General features: G+C 65.4%; 16 protein-coding genes. 11 read left to right on the top strand and 5 right to left on the bottom strand.

The window, feature by feature from the left end:
- Window positions 1-13 precede the first annotated feature (13 nt).
- Complete coding sequence (locus FHR84_RS02805; protein WP_179533825.1) at window positions 14-1,219, bottom strand: MFS transporter; 1,206 nt, start codon at window positions 1,217-1,219, stop codon at window positions 14-16.
- A 731-nt stretch (window positions 1,220-1,950) separates the two neighbouring features.
- Here FHR84_RS02805 and FHR84_RS02800 point away from each other — a divergent pair.
- A complete protein-coding gene (locus FHR84_RS02800; protein ID WP_179533824.1) occupies window positions 1,951-2,334 on the top strand; it encodes an FAD-binding oxidoreductase in 384 nt (127 codons plus the stop codon).
- A 423-nt stretch (window positions 2,335-2,757) separates the two neighbouring features.
- Here the strand turns inward: FHR84_RS02800 and FHR84_RS02795 are convergent, their stop codons facing one another.
- On the bottom strand, window positions 2,758-4,284 hold the full coding sequence (locus FHR84_RS02795; protein WP_246300097.1) for an MFS transporter: 1,527 nt from the start codon (window positions 4,282-4,284) through the stop codon (window positions 2,758-2,760).
- Here FHR84_RS02795 and FHR84_RS02790 point away from each other — a divergent pair.
- The 8 genes from FHR84_RS02790 (at window position 4,178) to FHR84_RS02755 (ending at window position 18,198) form a co-directional block, all read left to right on the top strand.
- A complete protein-coding gene (locus FHR84_RS02790; protein WP_218861888.1) occupies window positions 4,178-4,570 on the top strand; it encodes a winged helix-turn-helix transcriptional regulator in 393 nt (130 codons plus the stop codon). The genes FHR84_RS02795 and FHR84_RS02790 overlap by 107 nt on opposite strands.
- Before the next feature lie 1,078 nt (window positions 4,571-5,648).
- Window positions 5,649-6,377 (top strand): NrtR DNA-binding winged helix domain-containing protein, encoded by a 729-nt coding sequence (locus FHR84_RS02785; RefSeq protein ID WP_179533822.1) that lies wholly within the window; start codon window positions 5,649-5,651, stop codon window positions 6,375-6,377.
- Complete coding sequence (locus FHR84_RS02780; protein WP_179533821.1) at window positions 6,374-7,522, top strand: 5'-methylthioadenosine/S-adenosylhomocysteine nucleosidase family protein; 1,149 nt, start codon at window positions 6,374-6,376, stop codon at window positions 7,520-7,522. Before FHR84_RS02785 ends, FHR84_RS02780 begins: the two co-directional genes overlap by 4 nt.
- Window positions 7,519-9,513 carry a hypothetical protein gene (locus FHR84_RS02775; protein WP_179533820.1) on the top strand — a complete coding sequence of 665 codons (1,995 nt, stop codon included), beginning with the start codon at window positions 7,519-7,521 and terminating at the stop codon, window positions 9,511-9,513. Before FHR84_RS02780 ends, FHR84_RS02775 begins: the two co-directional genes overlap by 4 nt.
- Window positions 9,514-9,984: 471 nt before the next feature.
- Window positions 9,985-11,601 (top strand): TIGR02677 family protein, encoded by a 1,617-nt coding sequence (locus tag FHR84_RS02770; protein WP_179533819.1) that lies wholly within the window; start codon window positions 9,985-9,987, stop codon window positions 11,599-11,601.
- Window positions 11,598-12,800, top strand: coding sequence for a TIGR02678 family protein (locus FHR84_RS02765; RefSeq protein WP_179533818.1), 1,203 nt, complete (start codon window positions 11,598-11,600; stop codon window positions 12,798-12,800). Before FHR84_RS02770 ends, FHR84_RS02765 begins: the two co-directional genes overlap by 4 nt.
- Window positions 12,791-16,915 carry a TIGR02680 family protein gene (locus FHR84_RS02760; protein ID WP_246300096.1) on the top strand — a complete coding sequence of 1,375 codons (4,125 nt, stop codon included), beginning with the start codon at window positions 12,791-12,793 and terminating at the stop codon, window positions 16,913-16,915. Before FHR84_RS02765 ends, FHR84_RS02760 begins: the two co-directional genes overlap by 10 nt.
- Window positions 16,906-18,198, top strand: a complete 1,293-nt coding sequence (locus FHR84_RS02755; RefSeq protein ID WP_343075134.1) for a TIGR02679 family protein — start codon at window positions 16,906-16,908, stop codon at window positions 18,196-18,198. The genes FHR84_RS02760 and FHR84_RS02755 overlap by 10 nt, the downstream gene beginning before the upstream one ends.
- Window positions 18,199-18,304: 106 nt before the next feature.
- Here the strand turns inward: FHR84_RS02755 and FHR84_RS02750 are convergent, their stop codons facing one another.
- Window positions 18,305-18,931: a 3'-5' exonuclease gene (locus FHR84_RS02750; RefSeq protein ID WP_218861886.1), complete on the bottom strand. Its 627-nt coding sequence runs from the start codon at window positions 18,929-18,931 to the stop codon at window positions 18,305-18,307.
- A gap of 85 nt (window positions 18,932-19,016) precedes the next feature.
- Window positions 19,017-20,627, bottom strand: coding sequence for a DNA/RNA helicase domain-containing protein (locus FHR84_RS02745; RefSeq protein ID WP_218861885.1), 1,611 nt, complete (start codon window positions 20,625-20,627; stop codon window positions 19,017-19,019).
- 63 nt (window positions 20,628-20,690) lie between these two features.
- Between FHR84_RS02745 and FHR84_RS21930 the strand changes: the two genes are divergently transcribed.
- Window positions 20,691-20,852, top strand: coding sequence for a hypothetical protein (locus FHR84_RS21930; RefSeq protein ID WP_218861884.1), 162 nt, complete (start codon window positions 20,691-20,693; stop codon window positions 20,850-20,852).
- A gap of 209 nt (window positions 20,853-21,061) precedes the next feature.
- On the opposite strand, the gene FHR84_RS02740 is transcribed toward FHR84_RS21930, so the two are convergent.
- Window positions 21,062-21,427: a MazG-like family protein gene (locus FHR84_RS02740; RefSeq protein ID WP_179533814.1), complete on the bottom strand. Its 366-nt coding sequence runs from the start codon at window positions 21,425-21,427 to the stop codon at window positions 21,062-21,064.
- Window positions 21,428-21,650: 223 nt separating this feature from the next.
- Between FHR84_RS02740 and FHR84_RS02735 the strand changes: the two genes are divergently transcribed.
- Window positions 21,651-21,860 carry a hypothetical protein gene (locus FHR84_RS02735; RefSeq protein WP_179533813.1) on the top strand — a complete coding sequence of 70 codons (210 nt, stop codon included), beginning with the start codon at window positions 21,651-21,653 and terminating at the stop codon, window positions 21,858-21,860.
- The last annotated feature ends 3 nt before the right edge of the window (window positions 21,861-21,863 follow it).

Here is a 21,863-nt window from a genome sequence, read left to right as displayed (position 1 = left end):
TTCCGTATCGTAATCAGTGTTTGGCTTTTACCGAACCTGATGTATTGGTGGTGCTGCCGTGGTCGGGAGCGTTCTTGCTCAGCCACACACCGAGCACCACGCACAGTACAGCAAGCACGAACAACACGACGGGCATAAACTTCACCCCGGTAGTGTCGATGACCCCACCAAGCAGTGGCGGAAAAGCAACTCCCCCGAGCATTGACGCAGCGATCACATAGGCACTGGCTCCCGACATACTTGGCACGGCCCGGCTCAGCCACGGCAAACAGGTCGGAAAGATAGGGGCGATCATGAGACCCACGCCGAAGTAGGCGTACGGGGCGAGTACCGGGATGGTAGCCAGGAGCAAGAAAACTGCCATTCCCGCGCAGCACACGTTGAGGATCGCCGAGGCCGACCATCGCAGACTCAGCGGGATCACCACAAAGCGTCCGATGGTCATAGCGAGCCAGTACGCCGAAGTGGCGGACGCTGCGATCGCTGCACCGTACCCGACCGCTTGGAGGTGGGTCGGTTCCCAGCCCCCGACTCCGGTCTCAATAGCGACATGGAACACGTAGATGCCGATAAAGGATGCGATGATCGGCAGTACCCGTGCTCCACCGTTGCGTGCGGCCCCCTCGCCGGGGAGGGACGGCTCCCACGCAGCGACCCCACGCAGGGTTAAGAGGATGAGCGCACACATGATCCCCACTGCGGCGAAGATCCACGGGTAATTCTCCGCACCCAACCCACCGATCAGTACCGGTCCCACGACAGCGCCCACACCGAAACCACCGTTGAGCAGATTCAGCATAGCTGTGCTGCGGCTACCGAATCCGATGGCAAAGAGCTGATTGAGTCCGTAGTCGATACCACCATAGCCGAGACCGGCGAAAAAAGTGCCGATCAACGCGAGCGCCCAACTGGGCGATAATGCGAAAAGAAAAGCCCCCACTGCCATGAACAGATACGAGACGGCGAGCAGTGCGCGGTTATTTAACCGGCCGCGCAGCATATGGTATACCAGCACGCCCAGCAACGCGCCAATAAAGTGCCCACTGAGGCTGAATCCCGCCACGGCAGGACTAATACCGAACTCTTGGCGCAGTGCAGGAATCGCAGGACCGTACAGGGCCTGTAAGGCGCCGATCACTACGAAGGCCGCACATGACGCCACGATCGCGACGGTGCTGAACAAGGGCTGACGACTCGTGGATGGATCGGTTGTAGTCATCGTTGAAATGACACGCTCTCGCTGCTCGACGCCAATATGCTGACAACAGAACATCGCTGGATTTTAGTGCAAAAGCAATAAGGAAACGGCATTTTTGCTCGTAGTTTTCCGCCGCACCCGAAACAGCCGATTAGACCGCTTCTGACGCAGCGTGTGTTGCTTACGGTAACACCCGTTCATGTCGCACTGAGGCGTTGAACCGTGATGACGATCAGCCGACCGAAGACCTCGAATAAATTCCTAATCATGGCGGGCGGCTTCAATACGTGCAGATACCCCCAGTGGTTTTATTCTTATTTGATCAACAGCGCCGAAATTACCTTTCCCGCCAGATGAGGCGCAACTCAACATGACGGCCGTCACTTTTTCAACATTTTTTTAACAGTATCTTTACTGCTTTCAGTGTTCAGTTCAACTCTGTTCCTCGTCCGAGGCTGTTGAGGACACCGCAACAAATGCACGCACGTCATGCGGATGACGCCGCGGGTCGACCTGCCCGGCGGCCGTGCTCGTGGCTCACGCCATGCTCAAAAACGGCACCCCCTACCAACACCCACCACCCACAACCCCTTGACCCAACCCATAGAAACACCCCCCGCGGCACCGTTCACGCGAACAAGGCGGTGCTCGCGACGAACGTCTACTCAGGCGAGCGCCTACTCGGGTGAGTGGGACATCCCCCAGGCGACTCTCGGTGCCGATATGGATCATCGAGATGGAGACGGAGCCGATTGTCCCGGAGCGCATCGCCGCACTGGGATGGAGCAGACGATCGGGGATGGGGTGGCTGGACCGCGTTCACCTCGTCCTGGTTTCCGATCGCCGGCCGGATCGAGGACAACATCTACTACTCGATCGCGTGCAACGGACACGGACTGGTCCAGGCACCGTACATCGGAGCGCTCATCGCCGACCGGACCGTGGATGGATCACGACCCGAAGATCTCGACGCCATCTGGGCGAAGGAGCCGAAGTTCCCTACCTTCGCGATGTTGGATCCACTCGGCCTACGCACGATATGGGCTATGGACCGCTTCAACGCCCTGATCAACGGCAGTCGGCACCGCGCCCGCCGTGCTGCCGCCCCGGTGCCCTGGTCATCAGCCAGGAGTTAGTAGTGCGGGTTGTGCTGGAACCAGGCCCGTGGCCTGCTCGACGTTCACACCGCGCGATGCGCTCCTGCCCCGGTTGGAACCCTGCACGAATTCGCGCTCCGCATTGGCCCCTCGGTAAGCAGGGCGCTATCCTGTTGTTGCTGATTGCGACCTCCCGGCACGGGAATCCCAAGAACGTCCGCCGCCACTTCAAGCCCTCTGAACGGGCGTTTGTCGAAGTCACCAGCTTGCTAGCATCCGTTAACCGCCAGCACTGAAGCTACGGCGGCGAGCGGATCGACGTGTCGAAGTGATCACCTCAGCCAGCACACTTGGACAGGCTCACGCTATGGACTTATCAACGGTAGCGCCGTCAATCCGCGACATGGCCGATCTGGCTCTCCCGATGTCCAAAGCGATCATGGTTCACTCGTCGATCACTGCTCAGCATTCGGCCGACGCCGACAGGGGGTCACGCTCGACACCGGGGCGCGTTGAATGGTCGGGCACGACTCGGTCGATGAGCCAGATCACCAGCGCGGCGCCGGCGAAGCAGGAACCGGCAACCGAAGCAGCCGCCCACCCCATGCTGTCGTAAAAGCTCGACGCTGTGACGGCCCCCAGGGCGGATCCCAGAGAATAGCAGATCATGTAGGCACCGATGATCCGGCTGCTCGAGTCCGGGTCCCGCGCGACTATGAGGTTCTGGTTGGTGACGTGCACGGCTTGGACGGCGAAGTCGAGCAGCACCGCGCCGAGGACCACGAGCCACAGTGACCACCCGGCCTGTCCGGTGAACCACCACGAAGCGATCAGCACGATCAGTGACACCACTGTGACCACATCTGCATGCCCACGATCTGCCCACCGACCGGCCCGTGCCGCACCCAGGGTTCCGGCCAGGCCGGCGAACCCGAACAGACCGATCTGGGCCGGGGAAAGGTGCCAGGGTGCGTTGGCCAGGGGCAGGGCCAGTCCGCTCCAGAGCACGCCGAAGGAGGCGAACAGGAAGAAAGTGATGAGCGAGCGGGTCCGAAACACCCGGTCGGTCGCTCCGAGGACGAAGATCGAAGCCACCGCGGCTCCGTACGAGCGTGGTGCCTGGCTCGGTTGGTCGTCGGGCAGAGCCGTCCGGATCAGGACGGCCATGATCACGGCCATGACGGCAGCGACCGCGTAGACGGCGCGCCAACCGGTGACGTCGGCGATGAACCCGGCGACGGTGCGGGCCAGGATGATCCCGACCACCACTCCGGAGGTGACGATCCCGATGTTCCGGCCGCGGTGTTCGGGAGGGGACTTCGCCGCGGTGTAGCCGACCGCGGTCTGCACGACCACGGCGAAAAGACCGGCGATCGCCACTCCGACATAGAGGACCGCCGCAGTCGTCGAGAGCGCCGCCACCGTGGTGCCCACCGCGATCAGCAGCAGATGCGCCGGAATGAGCATCCGGCGGTTCAGCCAGTCCCCCAGCGGGACGAGCGCGGCGAGGCCGACCAGGTAACCGGCCTGTCCGAGGGCCACCACCCAGCCCACCTGTCCGGTCGAGATCGACAGGTCGGAACCCATGCACTCAAGCAGAGGCTGGGCGTAGTAGACGTTCGCCACCGACACCCCGCACAGCACGGCCAGCAACAGCAGGCGTGGCCTGGTGAGGAGCACAGTGGACGTGGTAGACGCCGAAGACTGCACCCACCCTCCAATCGGTAGTAGTATGAAACCAATCGAAATGTAGTCGTAAAGGTAGCAATATGCAACCGATCTGTCCGAGGGGGTTGCCGTGACCACGCCATCCGCCGGGTCAGGACACCCAGCTGCGCCCTCCGATGGGTGGTCCGACCCTCCCTGCGCCCTCGCGCGCGCCGTGGATCTCGTCGGGGACAGGTGGAGCCTGCTGATCCTCCGCGATGCCTTCGACGGGACCCGGGCGTTCACCGACTTCCAGCGCAACCTCGGTGTCGCCAAGAACATCCTGAGCGACCGGCTCCGTCGGCTCGTCACCCACGGCGTCCTCGCCCGACAGACCGCCGCGTCGGGCAAGCGGCAGGAGTACGTCCTCACCAACTCCGGTGAGCAGCTGTTCACCGCCATGGTGGCCCTGCGGCAATGGGGCGAGGTACACGCTTTCGACACCGGCGAGCCCCATTCCGTGTTGGTCGACGACGACACCGGCACACCGGTTCCGACGCTGCACCTGCAACGTCCGGACGGCACCACCCTCACCGCCGGAAACACCCACGTCCAAAAGCTCAGCTGACGACCGATCTCCTACCGCCGGAGCGTTCAGGTGACTTCGCCTCTGAAGTCACGGGGGCAGCGCCACGGATCTTGTCAGTGGTGATCGCATTCCCGACCGTGGTCCTCCCCGGAGGTGCTCGACCCGCGGACCGCCTCCGGGACGAGGCCCCGGCCCGGACCGCTCCGTGAGAGCGCTCGGTACTCCTCCCACGAGGACGCCTGGGTGCGAGCCAGGTCGCCGATGCCTTACCACACAGGGAACACCAACCGTTTCCCGGTCAACAGCACACTGCGCAACTCGTCGTGACCGTAGCCCCCGTCGGCGCGCGGCCCGCCGAGTTCACCTCGTCGTGCTCCGCGCCGGAAGCGCCCCCTCGGAATCGCTGCGCCCCGCCGCCACACACCACCCGGGCACCCACCGACCGCATCACACCGGCCCGCTGATCGTCCACGCGCGACAGAGTCCGAAAGCACGAGGCTCGACGATTTCGACGCGACACCGGTGCACGCGTATCCCATGAACGTCTCGCACTATCAAACGCGTCAAACCGTCGCAACGCCCAGCTGGGCACGTTCCTGGCGGTGGGCTGACCACCAGCCGCAAGCCACCGTTGCCGAGCATCGTGCACCTGACCGACATCGACGCACCATGAACCGGAGCGATCGTGTGCGGCGACGTGGACGAGGTCCACGCCGACAAGGTCACCCGCGACTGCGGCGCGCTGCCCCGGCAGACGATGCGCCACTTCGACGAGGCCCTGCGGGCCGCCCTGGCGCTGCAGCTCGACCGGCACAGCACCGACGCTCCCCTCAGCGGGACGCCCCGCCGGGGGATCTTGACCTACGTATACGCAGTTCAACGCCCCGAAACGGTTGCTCCAGCCCGCGCGCTCGCTGACATCCGTCCCGTTGCCGGACCAGCAACCCCGCCATCACCGGCTTCGCCACCTGGTCAGGCATGCCCGAATCCGCTCCCAGCTCCGAGAGCAGCCGACACGGCCCCTTTCCGATCATCGAGGCGGGAACCCGGTTCACTCCTGCAGCACTGAACCGATCCCCCCTTTCTGTCAGAATGACATTAAGATAATGTAGTCGTCGTGATCGAAGAGTCGTGGTCGCCGCCGGAAGTTCTGGTCACTGTGGACCTGGTGATCTTCACCCTGCGGGAGCAGGAACTTTCCGTGCTGCTGGTCGAGCGTGGTGTGGCCCCGTATCGGGGTGCGCGGGCACTACCCGGGGGGTTCCTGAACCATGCCGGTGAGGACATCCTCGATGCCGCCCATCGGGAGTTGCGGGAAGAGGCGGACTTGGACGTGGCGCGGCTGCACCTGGAGCAGCTGGGCACCTACGGGGCTCCTGGTCGTGATCCGCGGGGGAGGGTCATCTCGGTGGCCTACCTGGCGATCGCGCCCGAGCTTCCGGACCCCGTGGCCGGTACCGACGCGGCCGACGCCGGGTGGGAATCGGTGCAGGACGTGCTGTTCGGTCGGACCAAGTTGGCCTTCGACCACCTCAGGATCGTGACCGATGGCATCGAGCGGGCGCGGAGCAAGCTGGAGCATTCGGCGTTGGCGACCGCTTTCTGCCGGGAGACCTTCACGATCGCCGAACTGCAGCAGGTCTACGAGGCCGTGTGGGGGGTGCAGCTGGATCCGCGGAACTTCTACCGGAAGGTGCAGAAGGTCCCCGGCTTCATCGAGCCGGCCGGACAGGAGCGCAGGGCCACGAAGGGACGGCCCGCGCGGTTGTTCAAGGCCGGGCCGACGACTGTGCTGCATCCACCGCTGGTGAGACCTGAATCCATCGACTCCGAAGGAGCGAGATGACGGAGAACATGGTGGTGGTGCTCACCGCCTTGAATCTCGAGTACGACGCCGTGCGGCGCAGACTGGTCGACCCGCAGCTTCAGCTACATGAACGAGGCACCCGGTTCGAGGTCGGTTCCCTGCGCGATACGGGCTGTCAGGTAGCACTTGCCTTGACCAGCAAAGGCAATCACTCCGCGGCGGTCTTGGCCGAGCGCGCGATCCACGAGTTCGATCCGGTGGCCGTGCTGTTCGTCGGCGTGGCCGGGGCGCTGTGGGATGCCACGCCGCTGGGCGACGTCGTGATGGCCACGCACGTCTACGCCTACCACGGCGGCACCAGCGAGGATGACGGACTCAAAGCCAGACCTCGGGCGTGGGAAGCCGAACACGGGATCAGCCAGCTTGCCTCGCACGTGGCCCGCACCGATGACTGGACCGGCGACGCAGGTTCCGGCCGGCACCACCCCAACATCCACTTCGGAGCAATCGCTGCCGGAGAGATCGTGCACAACTCCCGGATCTCGTACGAGGCGGCATGGATCCGCCAGCACTACAACGACGCGCTGGCCATCGAGATGGAATCAGCCGGTGTCGCCCAAGCCGGCCACCTCAACGGCTCCCCGGTGGCCGTCGTACGCGGAATCAGCGACAAGGCCGACGGGACCAAGAACACCGACGGCGACGGCACCTGGCAACCGCGGGCCGCCGACAACGCCGCGGCATTCGCCACTCGGCTCGCCGAAGAACTCATCACCGAACAGGAGAACAACCCGATGCGGCATCGGAACAGGCCCAGCAGCGGCGATGTCACCAACATCGCGCACGGCAGCACGGTCGGCATCCAGGCCAGAGACGTCACCAACAGCACCGTCACGGTCGGCGCGGCACAACCGACCACGACGCCCGACGATCTCGCGACCAAGCTTGCCTCCGTCCGCGACGAGCTCGAACGTGCCCGTTCGACCGGCACGCTCGACTCCCCCACTTACGAAGACGCGCAGCATGAGCTCGCCCTCGCCAGCAAGGCGCTGGAGGAGGACACGTCCGAGAGCAAGAGCAGGTCCGTACGAGCACTCAAGCGTCTGGGCGGGCTGACCGACGAGGCTGCCGAGGTGGCCTCCAAGGTCGCGATGTTGATCACAGCGGTGAACGGTCTGTCATGAGTGGGAACGAGACCACCACCACGACCAACACCGCCGGATCCGGCTCCAGCGTGGGGATCCAGGCCGAATGGGTACACAACTCCAACGTGTACATGGTGTCCTCCGACGACCCGCCCGAACAGAAGTACCGGGTCGGCGTCAACTACCTGGACAACGGGGTGCCACTGCGGGCCCGCGAGTGGATCGACGCAGCCATCGCCCGCGACTACGACGGCGCCGCAGTGCGCTTCTACTGGGCCCTGGCCCTGCTCAGCAAGCGCTCGTACCGCGAACTGAGCACCGAGGAGCGAGGGCTGCTCGGTGAGCTGCCCGACCACATCGCCACGTATCCGGACAGCGAATGGACACGCGCACTCGAAGCGCTGTGCGAGCTACTCGGCCATCTCGACGTCCCCGACCGCGATCCCACGCCGGCGTTGGAAAAGTTGCGGTCACTTCCCGCCCGACAACGCGAGCAGATCGTGCGTCACTGCGATCTCGTCCTGACCAGCGGGGTGAAGGACAGCCTCTGGGCGGAGACCCGACGCACCGCCGAGCGGCGACGGCGCGCCGGAAATCGCGAGAACCGCGTGTGGGCCTACTTTCAGCCCGAGCCGATCCGGCCGCGGGCCCAGTATCCTGACCCGAAGGGTGCCACTCCCCAGCAGTGGCTTCGCGCCGTCCTCGCGAGCGCACTGCTCGCCGGATCCCTGGGAAGCCTCGGTTGGATTCTGCTGCAACGCCCGACAGCGATATCAGTAATCGCTTACTTGACGACGTTGGCAGTCGGAGCGCTCGCAGCCAAGACGGGATTCGAGTGGCGATACCGCACACAACGCCTCCGCTCCAAGGAACGCGAGTACGCCGGCGAAGTCGCTGCCCATGCGGCACCCGGTTCGGGGTTCGCCAACCAGGTCGATCACGCCTTCCAGTACTACGCCCACAAGTACGCGCCCAAGGAAGTCGACCGCTCGGTCTGGCTGGCCGAGACCAGGGGCATCCGCACCACGCTGCGCAACGAAGTCGTCGAGCTGTACCGCGAAAGCAGAATCCAGGTCGGCCGGGTCAGGTGGCTCATCCGGCACCTGATCCTCGATGTCCGGAAACAGTGGTGTGAGAACGTCCTGTTCTCCTACCGGCAGCAGTACCGGACGCCCTTGTCCACACGAGCCTGGTGCCTGTCCGCGCTCGTGGTCGGTGTCCTCGCGGCTTGTGCCGTCGTCGATGCGGCCGTACGGACGGCCCCGTTGTCGGCGCTGGCCAGCGTGCTCATCGCAGTGATAACTGGTCGGGTCGCCACGTTTCGCTGGTGCTACATCCTCGGTGAACACCGACGATTCGCCGAGGAGGATCAAGAGTACGCACGCAAGATGGAAGCTCGCCAAACCGCGTACCAGCGGTGGAAAGACAAGCTGGCCGCCACCTGCCCCACCGAGGAGGAGATGGAGACCTGGCTGGAATGCGATCGAATCTTGCTCGTCGACGAGGCGCTGCGTCACTACCGTCTCGCCTGGCGCGACATCACCGCCCACACGATCGTGCAAACCCCCGCGAAGAGCTGCAAGCGAGCACGCGTCAACGGCGGGCCGTGGCGCTACTCGAAGTACGACCTTCAACTGTTCCTGATCACCGCTGAAGGGGTGCGGGAGCTGGCCAAGCAGCTCGACGTCGAGCACGGAACCTTCCACGGCAACGAACGCGGGCACTTCCGCTTCGACGCCGTATCATCGCTCCGCGTGGTCGAATCCGGCGACCACAAATACACGCTGGAACTGACCCTGAGCAACGGTCCCACTCGCACCATCGAAGTCACCGAACCCGAGCGGAACTTCGAACCGGCCAGTCCTGACGAACCGGGCCTGTCCCGGATCAGCCTCGACGCCACCGGATTCACGCACGCCCTCCACGTCCTGGAAGGAATCTCCGCCGAAGGCAAAGCATGGATCCAACGCGACACCGCCGCGACACAGCAGAACAACCCGGTTCCCTTCGGCATCGAGTCCGCCGCTTAGAGCTCCTAACGCGCCGCGTTAGGAGCTCTAAAACCTCCAGACACACCGAGGCGATTCAAGCCGCACGATCCCCTCTTCCCCGGGCAATTCCCCATGCTGAACAGCTGACGGAACAATCGGTCCGACGCATCACTTTTGCGACCGGTGTGTTCCGGCCGGCCAGCTGGGATCACAGGTACTTGACACCCCGCATCGACACGAACAAGACGAATCCACGTGGAAACTCATCCAACAGGCGAAGCGCGGCACCGCCCCCATCCGCTAATGCCTCGTAAGCTCTCATCGGGGCGGTGGAACTCATCTTCCTCGGCCGAGACAACCGGGTGCGAACCCGCACCCGCCCAGCGCGGGACGGAGAGCACAGCTCGGTGCGGTCCACACCTGACTCAATCACACGCATCTCGTCATACTTACCTCGTGCCGACGAACGACGGTTCACAAGATTGCGGTAGCCCATCGCACCACCCCAACATGAACGACGAGCCTGACAGTGGTGTGTCGTACCGTCAGCGGCGCTCGCACCAGGAAGGAGGAGCCGCCGTGGTGGATCAGGAATTCGGAACGTTCGCCCACCTCACCTCACCCAACGCGGCGCTGTACCGACGCATCATGGCGACGTTCCTGAACGCCAAACGCCGATTCACCGTGCACCTCCGTCCCGAGGACGTTCAAGAGAAGCTCGACAACGCCCCCGAGGTGTCCGTCATCGCCGGTGCGCTCGCCCAACTCGTGGACTGGGGAAACCTCCGCGCCGACCCAGACACCAGTCGGGTGACCACCGTTGAAGACTTCCACCGCGCACGTTTCCTGTACCAGATCACCCGGCAGGGTGAAGCAACTGAGCAGGCACTGACGACCTACGACGAGACCCTCGGGCGACGCGGGGCGCTGCAGACAGTAGCGTTGACCGACATCGCCATCCAGTTGCGCGCCCTGCTGGCATTCGCCGGTGAAGCGGACGTCGATCCGGCCAAGGTGCATCTGCTGCTGGACAGCCTCGTCAACCGGTTCAGCGATCTCGCTGACAACGCGCAGGCGTTCATGAGCTCCCTGCAGCGCACCATCGACCTGCACGATGCCGACGCGGACGCGTTCCGCGCCTACAAGGACAGGCTGATCGAGTACCTCGAACGATTCGTCAAGGACCTCGTCAGTACCGGCGCGGAGATCGCCGGGCTCCTCGACTCCGTGGGGCACGCCGCAGTGCGGCGACTGCTGGATGTCGCCGCGTGGCGCGAGGCCGAGGACGCCGCCCCCGGAGCCGACGAGGGCGCTGAGAGGACTGCCCCACGACTAGAAGCCTTCGAACGCGGTCGTGTCCTCTGGTACGAACGATGGCAGGGATTCCGGGCCTGGTTCATCAGTGACCAGCATCACCCGAGCCAGGCGAAACTGCTGCGGTCCCAAGCCCGCGCGGCGATCCCTCAATTGCTGCAGGTCGTCGCTGCCCTCAACGAACGTCGCGTCGGACGCTCGGACCGAACCGCTGATTTCCGGACACTGGCCCGCTGGTTCGCCCAGGCCCCCGACGAACCCTCGCTGCACCGCCTGTGGCGCTCGGCGTTCGGGCTCTCCTCAGCACGGCATCTCCCCGCCGACCCCGATCGGAACAGCACCATCGAGTCCACCACGCCGTGGGCGAGCGCTCCCCCACTGCCGATCAGTCCACGGTTACGCAAGACCGGCAGTTATGAACGGCGGGGCAGGCCCAACCGCGTGACCGACCGATCCGAACAGCGCCGTTACCTGGCAGAGCTCGCCGCCAAGGAAACCGCCGAAACCGCGGCAGCACGGGCCGCGCTGGCCACCAGCCAGCCGACCCGCCTGTCCGATCTCGGATCGTTGGAGCCAGGAGCGTTCCAGCTGTTCCTCGGGCTGCTCGGCGATGCGCTCGCCGCGCGAACCTCCGGCGCCGACACGGTACGCACCAGCACCTCCGACGGCAGCATGGTGATCCGGTTAAGCCTGCTGGACGGAGCCGAACAGGCCGAGATCCACACCCCACACGGTGTGTTTCGCGGACCGGAGATGCTGGTCGAGATCACGGATTTGACCGCGCTCGACGAAACGGAGGGACGCAGCGCATGAGCGCCGTCGACGATGTGCTCGCATCCTCCCGTGCAGGCGAACTACGACGAGCAGCGCGCACTCTGCTGCGACGCCCGCTGGTGCGGGCCAGCGGTCCCGATACCGAAGCATTCATACTGATCCGTCGACACGTCGATACCCTGCGCGAGTGGTTCGACCGCAACACCGGTTGGCGCCTCATCGTCGAAGCGGACCTGGCACGCCTGGTCAAGCAAGCCGCAACCACCGATGACCCCACCTATCCCGCTCGGGAAACGCGTTCGAAACCTCCCTTCACCCGACGTCGTTACGTACTGACCTGTCTGGCACTGGCCATGCTGGACCGTGCCGAAACGCAAGTCACCCTCGGACGCCTCGCCGAACAGGTCGTCCTCGGAGCCAGCGACCCCGATCTGGTCGCGACAGGCATGACCTTCACCCTCGACAGTCGCGACGAGCGCAGCGACCTCGTCGCGGTGGTACGGCTACTGCTCGATCTCGGTGTACTCAGCCAGATCGCCGGCGACGAGGAGGCATTTGTCAAGGACACCGGCGACGTGCTCTACGACGTGCACCGTCACGTGCTCGCCGGACTGCTGGCCACACCTCGGGGACCATCAACCGTCGCCGCCGAGGGAATCCAGACCTTTCGTGACCGGATCACCGCGTTGACCACCGAAATGCCTGCGGTCACCGACGAACTGCGCAACCAGCGGATCCGGCACCACCTGACACGCCGACTGCTCGACGAACCGGTGCTGTACTACGTCGACCTCGACGACGCCCAGCGGACATATCTCTCCGGCCAACGCACCGCGATCACCAACCGGATCACCGAACTGACCGGCCTGGTCGCCGAGATCCGCGCCGAGGGCATCGCGATGGTCGACCCGCTCGACGATCTGACGGACGTGCGCATGCCCGAGACCGGCACAGATGGTCACGCCACGCTGCTGCTCGCCGAGTACCTCGCGCGCAGCACGCAGGAGGCTGTGCCGCTGGAAGAACTCCACCGGCATATCCGCGAGCAGGCCGACGCACACCGCTCGTACTGGCGCCGCGACACCGCCGAGCCGGGTGCCGAGGTGGAGCTGACCACCTCCGCACTGGATCGGCTGGAAGCACTGCGGTTGATCTCCCGCGACCTCGACTCCGTGACTCCCCTGCCCGCACTGGCCCGTTACGCACTGGCCGAACCGACCATCCAGGAATGCTCGTGACGCGAGACCTCCCGCACCCCCGAGTGGCCCGTTGGCAACCGCTGCGCGCCGGGTTGATCGACCTGTTCTACTACGACTCCGAGGAGTTCTGGTTCCACGACGGTCGCCTGCTGCTGCGCGGTAACAACGGGACCGGCAAGTCCAAGGTGCTGGCACTGACCCTGCCGTTCCTGCTAGACGGCGACCTCTCCCCGCACCGGGTCGAACCCGACGCGGACCCGAAAAAGCGGATGGACTGGAATCTGCTGCTCGGCGGTGCCCACCCGCACCCCGAACGACTCGGCTACACCTGGCTGGAGTTCGGCCGCCTCGACGAACACGGCCGCGTCGACATACGCACGCTGGGCTGCGGGATGAAAGCCGTCAGCGGTCGGGGAATCAGCCGTCACTGGTTCTTCGTCACCGACCAGCGCGTCGGCGACGAACTGGAGCTGGTGGACGCCACCGGCACGGCCCTGAGCAAGGACCGGCTCGCCGACGCCCTCGCCGACCGCGGAACCGTCTACGAGCGGGCTCGACGCGACTACCGGCGGGCCGTCGACGAAGCCCTGTTCGGGTTCGGCGAGAAGCGCTACGGGGCTCTGGTCGACCTGCTGGTGCAGCTGCGTCAACCCCATCTGTCCAAACGTCCCGACGAGAAGACGCTCTCCAATGCGCTGACCGAAGCCCTTCCCCCACTGGACCAGGCGGTCATCGCCGACGTCGCCGAGGCGTTCCGCAGCCTCGAAGAGGACCGCGAAGCATTGCGCTCGATGACCGAGGCACGTGACGCCGCGACATCCTTCCTCGGTCATTACCGCCGCTATGCCCGCATGGCCGCACGTCGACGGGCCAAACGGCCCAGAGACGCCCAGGCTACCTACGAGCGCGTCAGCCGCGACCTGTCCACCGCCGAAGCCGACCACACCGCGGCGGAAGAACGACTGGAAGCAGCCAGGAGTCGTGCACAGGAGCTGACCAACACGCGCACCCAGTTGCGGGCCAGAGAGAACGCGCTGCGCACCAGCCCGGAAATGCGCAATTCCGAGGAACTGGAGCGGGCCGCGCAAGAAGCACGACGCCACACCGACGAAGCCCATCGCCTGGCTGGTGAACGGGACAACAGTCAGCAACGCCTGGCCAGCCGCCGGGAACAGCACGACACGGCCACATCCCGGCTCTCAAACGCCCGCGACGAGCTGACCACCGCCCGACAACAGGCGGCCGAACGCGCGTCGGCGGCTCTGGTCACGGACCGCCACGCCGAGGCTGTCGACGCACCGCTGGACGGTCAACCGGATCCAGCTATTCCGCGCCGCGCGGCCGAGCAACTGCGTGACCGTCAACAACACGCCATACGCCACGTCTTCACACTGCTCACAGCCGTCGACAACGCCGAACGAGCACTGGGCGAAGCCCAGCGCAAGGCCTCCGAACTCGACGAGCAAGCCAGTGACCTCAATGAACGCAAGGCATCCGCCGAGGCCTCCGCCGAGCAATGCGGCGCCGAACTGGTCACGGCGATCCGAGCACACCTCGACCACGCCACCGAACTACGACTGACCGATCCGGCAAGCACGATCGCTGAACTCGAACTGTGGGTGGAAACCCTCGACGGCGCGAACCCCGCGACAACCGCCGCCAACACGGCCGGCCACTCCACCACCAATGAGCTTGCCCGCGCCGACGCCGAGCTGCAAGCCCAGCAACACTCCTACCAGCTGCGCCGCACGGAGCTGACCGACGAGATCGACCGTCTCGAACGCGGCGAGGACACCACCCCTCCCACCCCTTACACCAGGGACCACGCAGCACGGGTCGACCGCGACGGCGCACCGCTGTGGCGGCTGGTCGACTTCACCGACGAAATCAGCTGGGCCGACAGGGCCGGCATCGAAGCCGCTCTGGAAGCCTCCGGAATTCTCGACGCCTGGATCACCCCCAGTGGTGAGCTCCTCGCGCCCGAGACCGAGGACGTTGTGGTACGCCCCGGCACACCGGCACGCACCTCGCTGGCCACAGCGCTGCGACCGATCATCGACCACGACAACCCTCACGCTGCCGCCGTGCCGAAGTCGACCGTCGCCGGAGTACTCGCCGCCATCGGCCTCGTCGACAACGCACCCGACACCGACTCGGCTACCTGGGTCACGCGTCGGGGGCGATTCCGGGTCGGCACACTGGAGGGCCACTGGAGCAAGCCCACCGCGGAGTACATCGGACGCAGCACCCGCGAGATCGCCCGCCGTGCCCGACTGACCGAACTGCGCGCCGAACTAGCCACGCTGGACGAAAAACTCGACGAGCTCACCGATGCCCGCACCCGACTCGAACAACGTTCCACGACCCTCACCGCCGAGATGGCCGACCTGCCCGCCGACGACGCACTGCGAGACGCCCACGCGCGAGTGAGTTCGCTGGTCGCCGAACGCCGACGTCTCGCCGAACGTCAGTCGGAAGCAGCCAGGACCCTGACCACGGCCGATGAACACGCCCAGAACGCGCAGGACGCGCTCACTACCGGTGCCCACGACGCCGCGCTACCGGCCGAGCGCACCGCCCTCGACGAAGTGGCAGCCGCACTGCAGGACTACCGCACGTGTCTGGAGCGGCTGTGGCCAGCATGGCAGGCCGTTACCGACGCCGAACAGCGGGCTGAGGACACCGCAGCCGAACTCGACCGCGCCCAAACCGATCTCACCGAGCTGGCCGAGCGCGCGAACGAGGCCGAACAGACCGCCGTATCGGCCACCGAACGCCACCAGACCCTGCGTAGCACCGTCGGCGCCGCCGTCGAGGAACTCGAACGGCAACTCACCGAGGTCACCGACTCGCTCACCGCCAACCAGCACCAGCGGAGAGAAGCCGACACCGAGGTGGAAAACGCGATCGCAGCACGCGGCCTCGCCGAGGGCCACCGCGAACAGCTCCGTACCGCCCTCGACGAGGCCGCCGAGCAACGGGTCACGGCCACCGAGTCGTTCCGCCGGTTCGCCCACACCGGCCTGTTGACCGTCGCTCTGCCCGAACTGGACTTGCCGTCCCCGGAGAACTCCTGGGCACCCGACCCGACCGTACGACTGGCACGCAGGGTCAACGACGAGCTTTCCGACATCACCGATGACGACACCGCCTGGGAACGTGCGCAGCGCAGGGTCACAGACGAGCACAAGACGCTCACCGAGGTCCTGACGCGCCAGGGCAACCGCGCCACGGCCGACCTGCTCGACGACGGCATCATCGTCGAGGTGGAGTTCCACGGGCGCCGCACCTCCGTGCCGGAACTCGCCGACGCCCTCGACACCGACGTCACCGACCGGCAGCGACTGCTCGACGAGCGCGAGCGCGAGATCCTGGAAAACCACCTGGTCAACGAGGTGGCCAGCACGTTGCAGGAACTCATCGCCACGGCCGAGGATCAGGTCGCGCGGATGAACGGCGAACTCACTTCCCGCCCGACCAGCACCGGAATGCGGTTGCGTCTCGTCTGGCGTCCCCGCTCGGACGGGCCGACCGGTCTGAGCGAAGTCCGCGAACGACTCCTGCGCCAGACCCCCGACGCGTGGTCCGAGGAGGACCGGGTAGCCGTCGGCAGTTTCCTGCAAGAACGGATCGCCGACGTCCGCGCCCGCGACACAGCGGGCACCTGGTTGGAGCAGCTCACTACGGCACTCGACTACCGCACCTGGCACCACTTCGTCATCGAACGCAACCAGAACGGGCAGTGGAAGTCGGCGACCGGGCCCGCATCCGGTGGCGAACGTGTCTTGGCCGCCAGCGTACCGCTGTTCGCCGCGGCCTCCTCGCACTACGCCTCCGCGGGCAACCCGCACGCACCACGACTGGTCACCCTGGATGAGGCGTTCGCCGGGGTCGACGACAACGCACGAGCCAAGTACCTGGGGCTGTTGGCCGCGTTCGACCTCGACGTGGTCATGACCAGCGAACGTGAATGGGGCTGCTATCCCGAGGTGCCAGGGCTCTCCATCGCCCAGCTGTCACGAACCGAGGGGGTGGACGCCGTGCTGGTCACCCACTGGGAGTGGAACGGCAGCGAACGCACCCGGGTCGACCGGCCCGAGACGACGCCGACACGCCAGCAACCACCTAACCAGCAAGAAGGGCTGTGGGGTTGAACACCGACCACGAACGACTGAACCGTCTGCTCGGTGGGGATGATCTCGCGTGGCTCGTCCAGCGCGTCCGCAAACGCATGGAACGTGGCGAGACCCTGTCCACACAGGTCAGGCTGTCCGAGGCGACCTCGGGGCAACGGTCGGCCGTGCAGCGGCTGCTCGGGCGCAGCCCGCGTCCGGGCACCACCCTGACCGTGTCATTACCGGCCGTCGACGCGGTCCTCCGGCGCTCCGGGGTCTGCCCCGACGGGCTGGAAGCCGCCGTCACCTCCCTCACCGGCCCGGTCACCGTGCGATCTGAGGAGATCGAACGGGAAGAACGTCAGTGGCGCGAGGCCTTCGCCCCACTGCACGCGGCCATCACCGGCAGGAACGAGCTCTCCGGCTGGTACGAGCGGCTGCATTCCAGTGGACTGGTCCGCCGACTCGCAGGCACTCCGGAGGAGGCCACACCGCTGCTCTACGACCTCGCCGGGGTCATTCGCGCGCTGCCTACCTCCGCCGAACCACTGGGGCACTTCGCCGCCCGGATCACCGGCAGCGCCCACGCCCTCGACGACGACCGCCCACTGACCACACTCGCGTTCAGCGCCGCCGTCGCCATGGCAGGCCTGGCCGACGACGGCTCCGGGGCGCAGTGGCGCCGCGAAGTGTGGGCGGCCGTGGGCGTTCTGCGTGACGAACTATCCACCACGGTGCTGACGCTCGGCCTGCCCGGGGACACCACAACAGCCACCGGCCGGGCATTGGCCGCGCTCCGGGAAGCCGGTCAACCAGCCGTCCTGACCCTGCGCCAACTGATCCGGGACACACCGACCTGGCCGGTGCACGAGCAGCAGGTCTCGATCTGCGAGAACCCGATCGTGGTCTCCGCCGCCGCGGACCGTCTCGGCCCGGCATCGGCTCCGTTGGTGTGTACCAACGGCCAACCCGGCGCCGCCGTGATGCACCTGCTGCGCCAGCTCACCTCCGCGACAGCCCGATTGCGCTACCACGGCGACTTCGACTGGGGTGGGCTGCGCATCGGCAACGTCATCTTCGGCCGTCTGCCCGCGGCTCCGTGGCGCTTCGACACCGCCGCCTACGAGGTAGCCGTGGCCGAACACTCCTCGCACGAACTCGGCGACAAACCAGCCCGCGCAGACTGGGACCATCACCTCAGCACCACGATGCTGCGGGTCGGTCGCGCAGTCGAGGAGGAACACGTCCTCGACGACCTGATCGGTGACCTGTCCTGTTCCAGCCATCACGTCACCAGGGGGTGCGACGACAGGTCGCTCTGAGCCGTCGGGCCGATCTCGGTGCGACCGGCATCAATTCCGAGTCCGCGACATCTGCGCCACGGGAAAACCGGACCTCTCGCCGTTAGCGCTCCTGCTTCCGCCGCGATTAACTGTCGGGCATCATCCCCGCGAGGAAGGGGCTCGGTTGACCGTGCCACGAGATCCTCAGGACATCGCGGGCACGGGTGGCGGCGACGAACAGGAACGAGCGTGACTTGCGAAGCTCTCGCTGATAGCGGGCGGCATCCTTCTCGCGGATTCGCTCCAGGACCGATTCCCGGGGAATGATTCCGGAACAGACACCGACGAGGGCGATCCGCTGGTATTCGATTCCCTTGAAGCGGTGCATGGTTCCGACGTGGATCTGCCCATCTCCGCGAGGGCCTTCCTTGGTCAGCTCGGCACAGGTGATGCTGGCCTCGTCGCTCAGGTAACGCATGACCTGATTTACCGCTTCGCGGTCCGCGACGCACATCGCGATGCGCCCCCTGGGATCCTGCTCGATGCCGTGCTCACTGGTCCCCAGTTCTGCGAGCCAGGTTCGCAGTGTCGCGGTCAGAGCAGCAATTTCCTCGCTCCACGAGTCATAACCGGTCACCGCGGGGTCAGGCCCGTGCAGCACGGAACGGTATCCGGCCAGGGTGTCGCTGTCGTCATCGAGATCGTCGAAGTGCTCGCCGGAGACGACGGACAACGCGCGGGAGAGGATCTCCCGAGTCGTGCGGTAGCTCAACGTCCCCGACTCTGGCAGGCGGCACCGAACCGTGAACAACGCTCATGGGATGTTCGTTCCACACCAGTGGAAACACCCGCTCGGATCACCGCGTCACTTGCTCCAGGAACTCCTGAGTCTCGGGGTCGGGGGAATACACGCAAACTCCGCTCATTCCGCGAGTGAGAAGCACCTTGTAGGTGTTGCGGATGAGTCCGGCGAAGTGGATTTCGTCGGCCTTCCGCACGGCGGGGTCGAAGGAGTGGTCGCGGCGTGCGATCCATTGTCCGTCGCGGCGAACGAGGTCGGGACCGATGATGACCCCGGCCCAGTCGTATTCGAACCCCTGCGCTGTGTAGATGCATCCGACCTGTCCGAATCCGCGCTCGTCTGAGGCCCAGAAGTAGGATTCGGGCGCGTCGGGGACTCGTTTCTCGGGTTTCGCGTTCCAGGGGCGTTTCCAGTCACCGATGACGACGTCGTCGACGAGTCGTTTGCCGTGTTCGGTCTCGATCGGGTCACTCCACGGCCAGCAATAACCTGCTGCGATGCGCGCGGTACCGCCGTGTTCGGACTGCCGGTTCCGCAGCCATGCTTCCATCTCCTGCGGGGAGGAAACACTGGCAACGACGAAGTCGTCGTCGGTCGAAGAGGAGAGCCCGCTCCACGACGTCGGAGCGGCCCGCTCGAGCCCGAGAAGCCGCGAGACCCACGTGTCGAACACCGCAGAGCCGCCGCAGCGGAACTGGCCTTCCAGACGCACGATTTCAACACCGCAGCCCTGAACTTTTGCTGCTGTAGTGATCTCCTCCAGCGAACCCATTTCTCCTGGACGCACGATCTGATTCTCGTCGAGGAGAAACACGGGAACTGAGGCGACGTCGATCAGCTCGTTGATCTGACGTCCGGCTTGTGCACGTACTTCCTTCTTGGTGAAACGGTTGACGCTGGTTTCGCGGATGCGATGGGCTTCGTCGCAGACCAGGACGTCGAGTTCGCGAGGATCGGAATCCACGTAGTTGTTGAAGTACTTGAAAAGTCCCTGAACGCGAGTACTACGGCTTCCAGCGATCTTGCGGAGCGTGCGGGTGAAGGCGCTGGATCCGGTGGCGTGATGCACGGTACGGCCCTTCCTGGCGAGTTCGCCGACCAGGTTGAGAGCGATGACGCTCTTCCCGGAGCCAGGGCCACCGAGTACGACCACGGCAGTACGAGTGTTGGCGGCACGAGCATTGCGGACGGCCTGCATGACCGTCTCGAAGGCGACTTTCTGCTCATCCAGCAGGACGAATTGCTCGCGTTCCCGGATTTCCTTGGCCGCGAGCTTGAGTAGCGGCTTGGACGGGGCGTGGTGGAAGTCCAGGAACTCGTCGGCGGCGTTGCGCGCGGCGTCGCCGTCACCGGTACGATCGAGCCTTGCCTGCAGGTGGGCGACGAGTGCACCCCGATCGTCGAGAGTGAACAGGCGCCCGTACTCGTCCAGCGCCTGGTCGCGCAGTGTCGAGACATCAGAGTTGCGCGCGTTGTGCAAATAGGTGATGCCGTGGACGGAGTCGGGGCGTGCGGCGAGGGCAGGGGTCGAATCGACGAGGTACTGGCAGTAGCGACGAACCTGATCGACCGGGTGCAGGACAGGATCCTGTCCATAATTGGAGACGCGGACCAAGTCGCCGAGCACCTCTTCCACAGCGGACCACTGCTTCAGCTCAACGAGCACGTAGCTGGGTTCGCCGGTCTTGGGATGTGTCCCGCAGAGCACGGCGTCGACGCGCCGAGGACTGTGCGGAAGCTTGTGCTCCAGGAGTACCTCGACGTGACCGAGCCCGGCATCGGCGAGATCGGCCAGCAGCGTTGGAAGGCTGCGTTGCCAGGATCGCACCTCGGACGTTCCCACTCGGGAGCCGAGCTGGAACCTGGCCTGCTCGTTGAGAAGCAGGTGTAACCGGTCGGCCTTCGCGTCGTCGAGCAGATCCCCAGCGCTCCGACGAACCAGCGCCACTTCCAACCCCCACTGGACACGAGTGATTCACTCGCGGGTGGGGGCAGCGACGAAGTGGTGCTTCGGTGCCCGGCGGGCCGCGCTCTTACCGTACGAGGGTAATGGATTGATCACGCCGGGGGCACAAGGGTGCGGCGACGAGAACGGGACACTTAGCGACCGTCTCCCCCGAGCTGATCGGACTTCTGCGCGTTGCCCTTTGCCAGCTCGACCGGGTACTTGGCCGCGTTCATGATCATCTTCTCGTTCAGAGCGGCCAGGATGTCGATATCGAGCACATCCCCCAAGCGCAGCAGGTACGCGAGCACGTCAGCCAACTCGTGCCGCACGCGATCACCGGTCACGGAGTCGTTCATGATCCGTGCCGATTGCTCCGGCGTGAGCCACTGGAAGAGCTCGACGAGCTCTCCCACCTCGCCGGTCAAAGCCATGGCGAGATTCTTCGGGTCGTGGAACTGGTGCCAGTCACGTTCGTCCGCGAAAGCACGCAAGCGCTGTTGAAGTTCCTCAAGAGTCACGTCGCGCAACCATACGAGGCCCTACGGCAAGCCGGAGCAAGCGTCCTGTGCAATCACAACGACGATCTGCTGCTAGAAGTCGATACAAACCGATCAGTACGAACATCAACTCTTCGGCTGCTAACGGTGCACCCCGAAGAACCTGGCGATGGCCTTGAGCGGGGAAGCCGAGGAACTGGTAGCGGAGATGCAGTAGCTGGGCGATGCCGCGATCGACGACGAGTTGTCACCGGGTGAGCCGCGACAACGGCTGCCGGATGAGGTGGTCGACGTCCTGTCGTACCTCATCCGGCTGGCCGACGCCTGCGACAACGATCCAGTGGCAGCGGCGCGGGAGAAGTTCGACCGCAACGAGTCGAGGTATCCCCAGTACCTGACTCGGGGCAGCACGGCGAAATTCACCCAGCTGAACTCACCTGACGAGAACACTTGACGG

Source organism: Actinopolyspora biskrensis (genome assembly GCF_013408175.1).
Classification (GTDB): Bacteria; Actinomycetota; Actinomycetes; order Mycobacteriales; family Pseudonocardiaceae; genus Actinopolyspora; species Actinopolyspora biskrensis.
This window is presented reverse-complemented; position numbering and strand designations above follow the sequence as displayed.

What these genes read in the sequence shown, in the direction of transcription:
- FHR84_RS02795 (WP_246300097.1), bottom strand. Translation starts at nt 4,284, where the DNA reads ATGTTCTTGGCGACACCGAGGTTGCGCTGGAAGTCGGTGAACGCCCGG.
- FHR84_RS02805 (WP_179533825.1), bottom strand. Translation starts at nt 1,219, where the DNA reads ATGACTACAACCGATCCATCCACGAGTCGTCAGCCCTTGTTCAGCACC.
- FHR84_RS02770 (WP_179533819.1), top strand. Translation starts at nt 9,985, where the DNA reads ATGAACGACGAGCCTGACAGTGGTGTGTCGTACCGTCAGCGGCGCTCG.
- FHR84_RS02780 (WP_179533821.1), top strand. Translation starts at nt 6,374, where the DNA reads ATGACGGAGAACATGGTGGTGGTGCTCACCGCCTTGAATCTCGAGTAC.
- FHR84_RS02765 (WP_179533818.1), top strand. Translation starts at nt 11,598, where the DNA reads ATGAGCGCCGTCGACGATGTGCTCGCATCCTCCCGTGCAGGCGAACTA.
- FHR84_RS02775 (WP_179533820.1), top strand. Translation starts at nt 7,519, where the DNA reads ATGAGTGGGAACGAGACCACCACCACGACCAACACCGCCGGATCCGGC.
- FHR84_RS02760 (WP_246300096.1), top strand. Translation starts at nt 12,791, where the DNA reads ATGCTCGTGACGCGAGACCTCCCGCACCCCCGAGTGGCCCGTTGGCAA.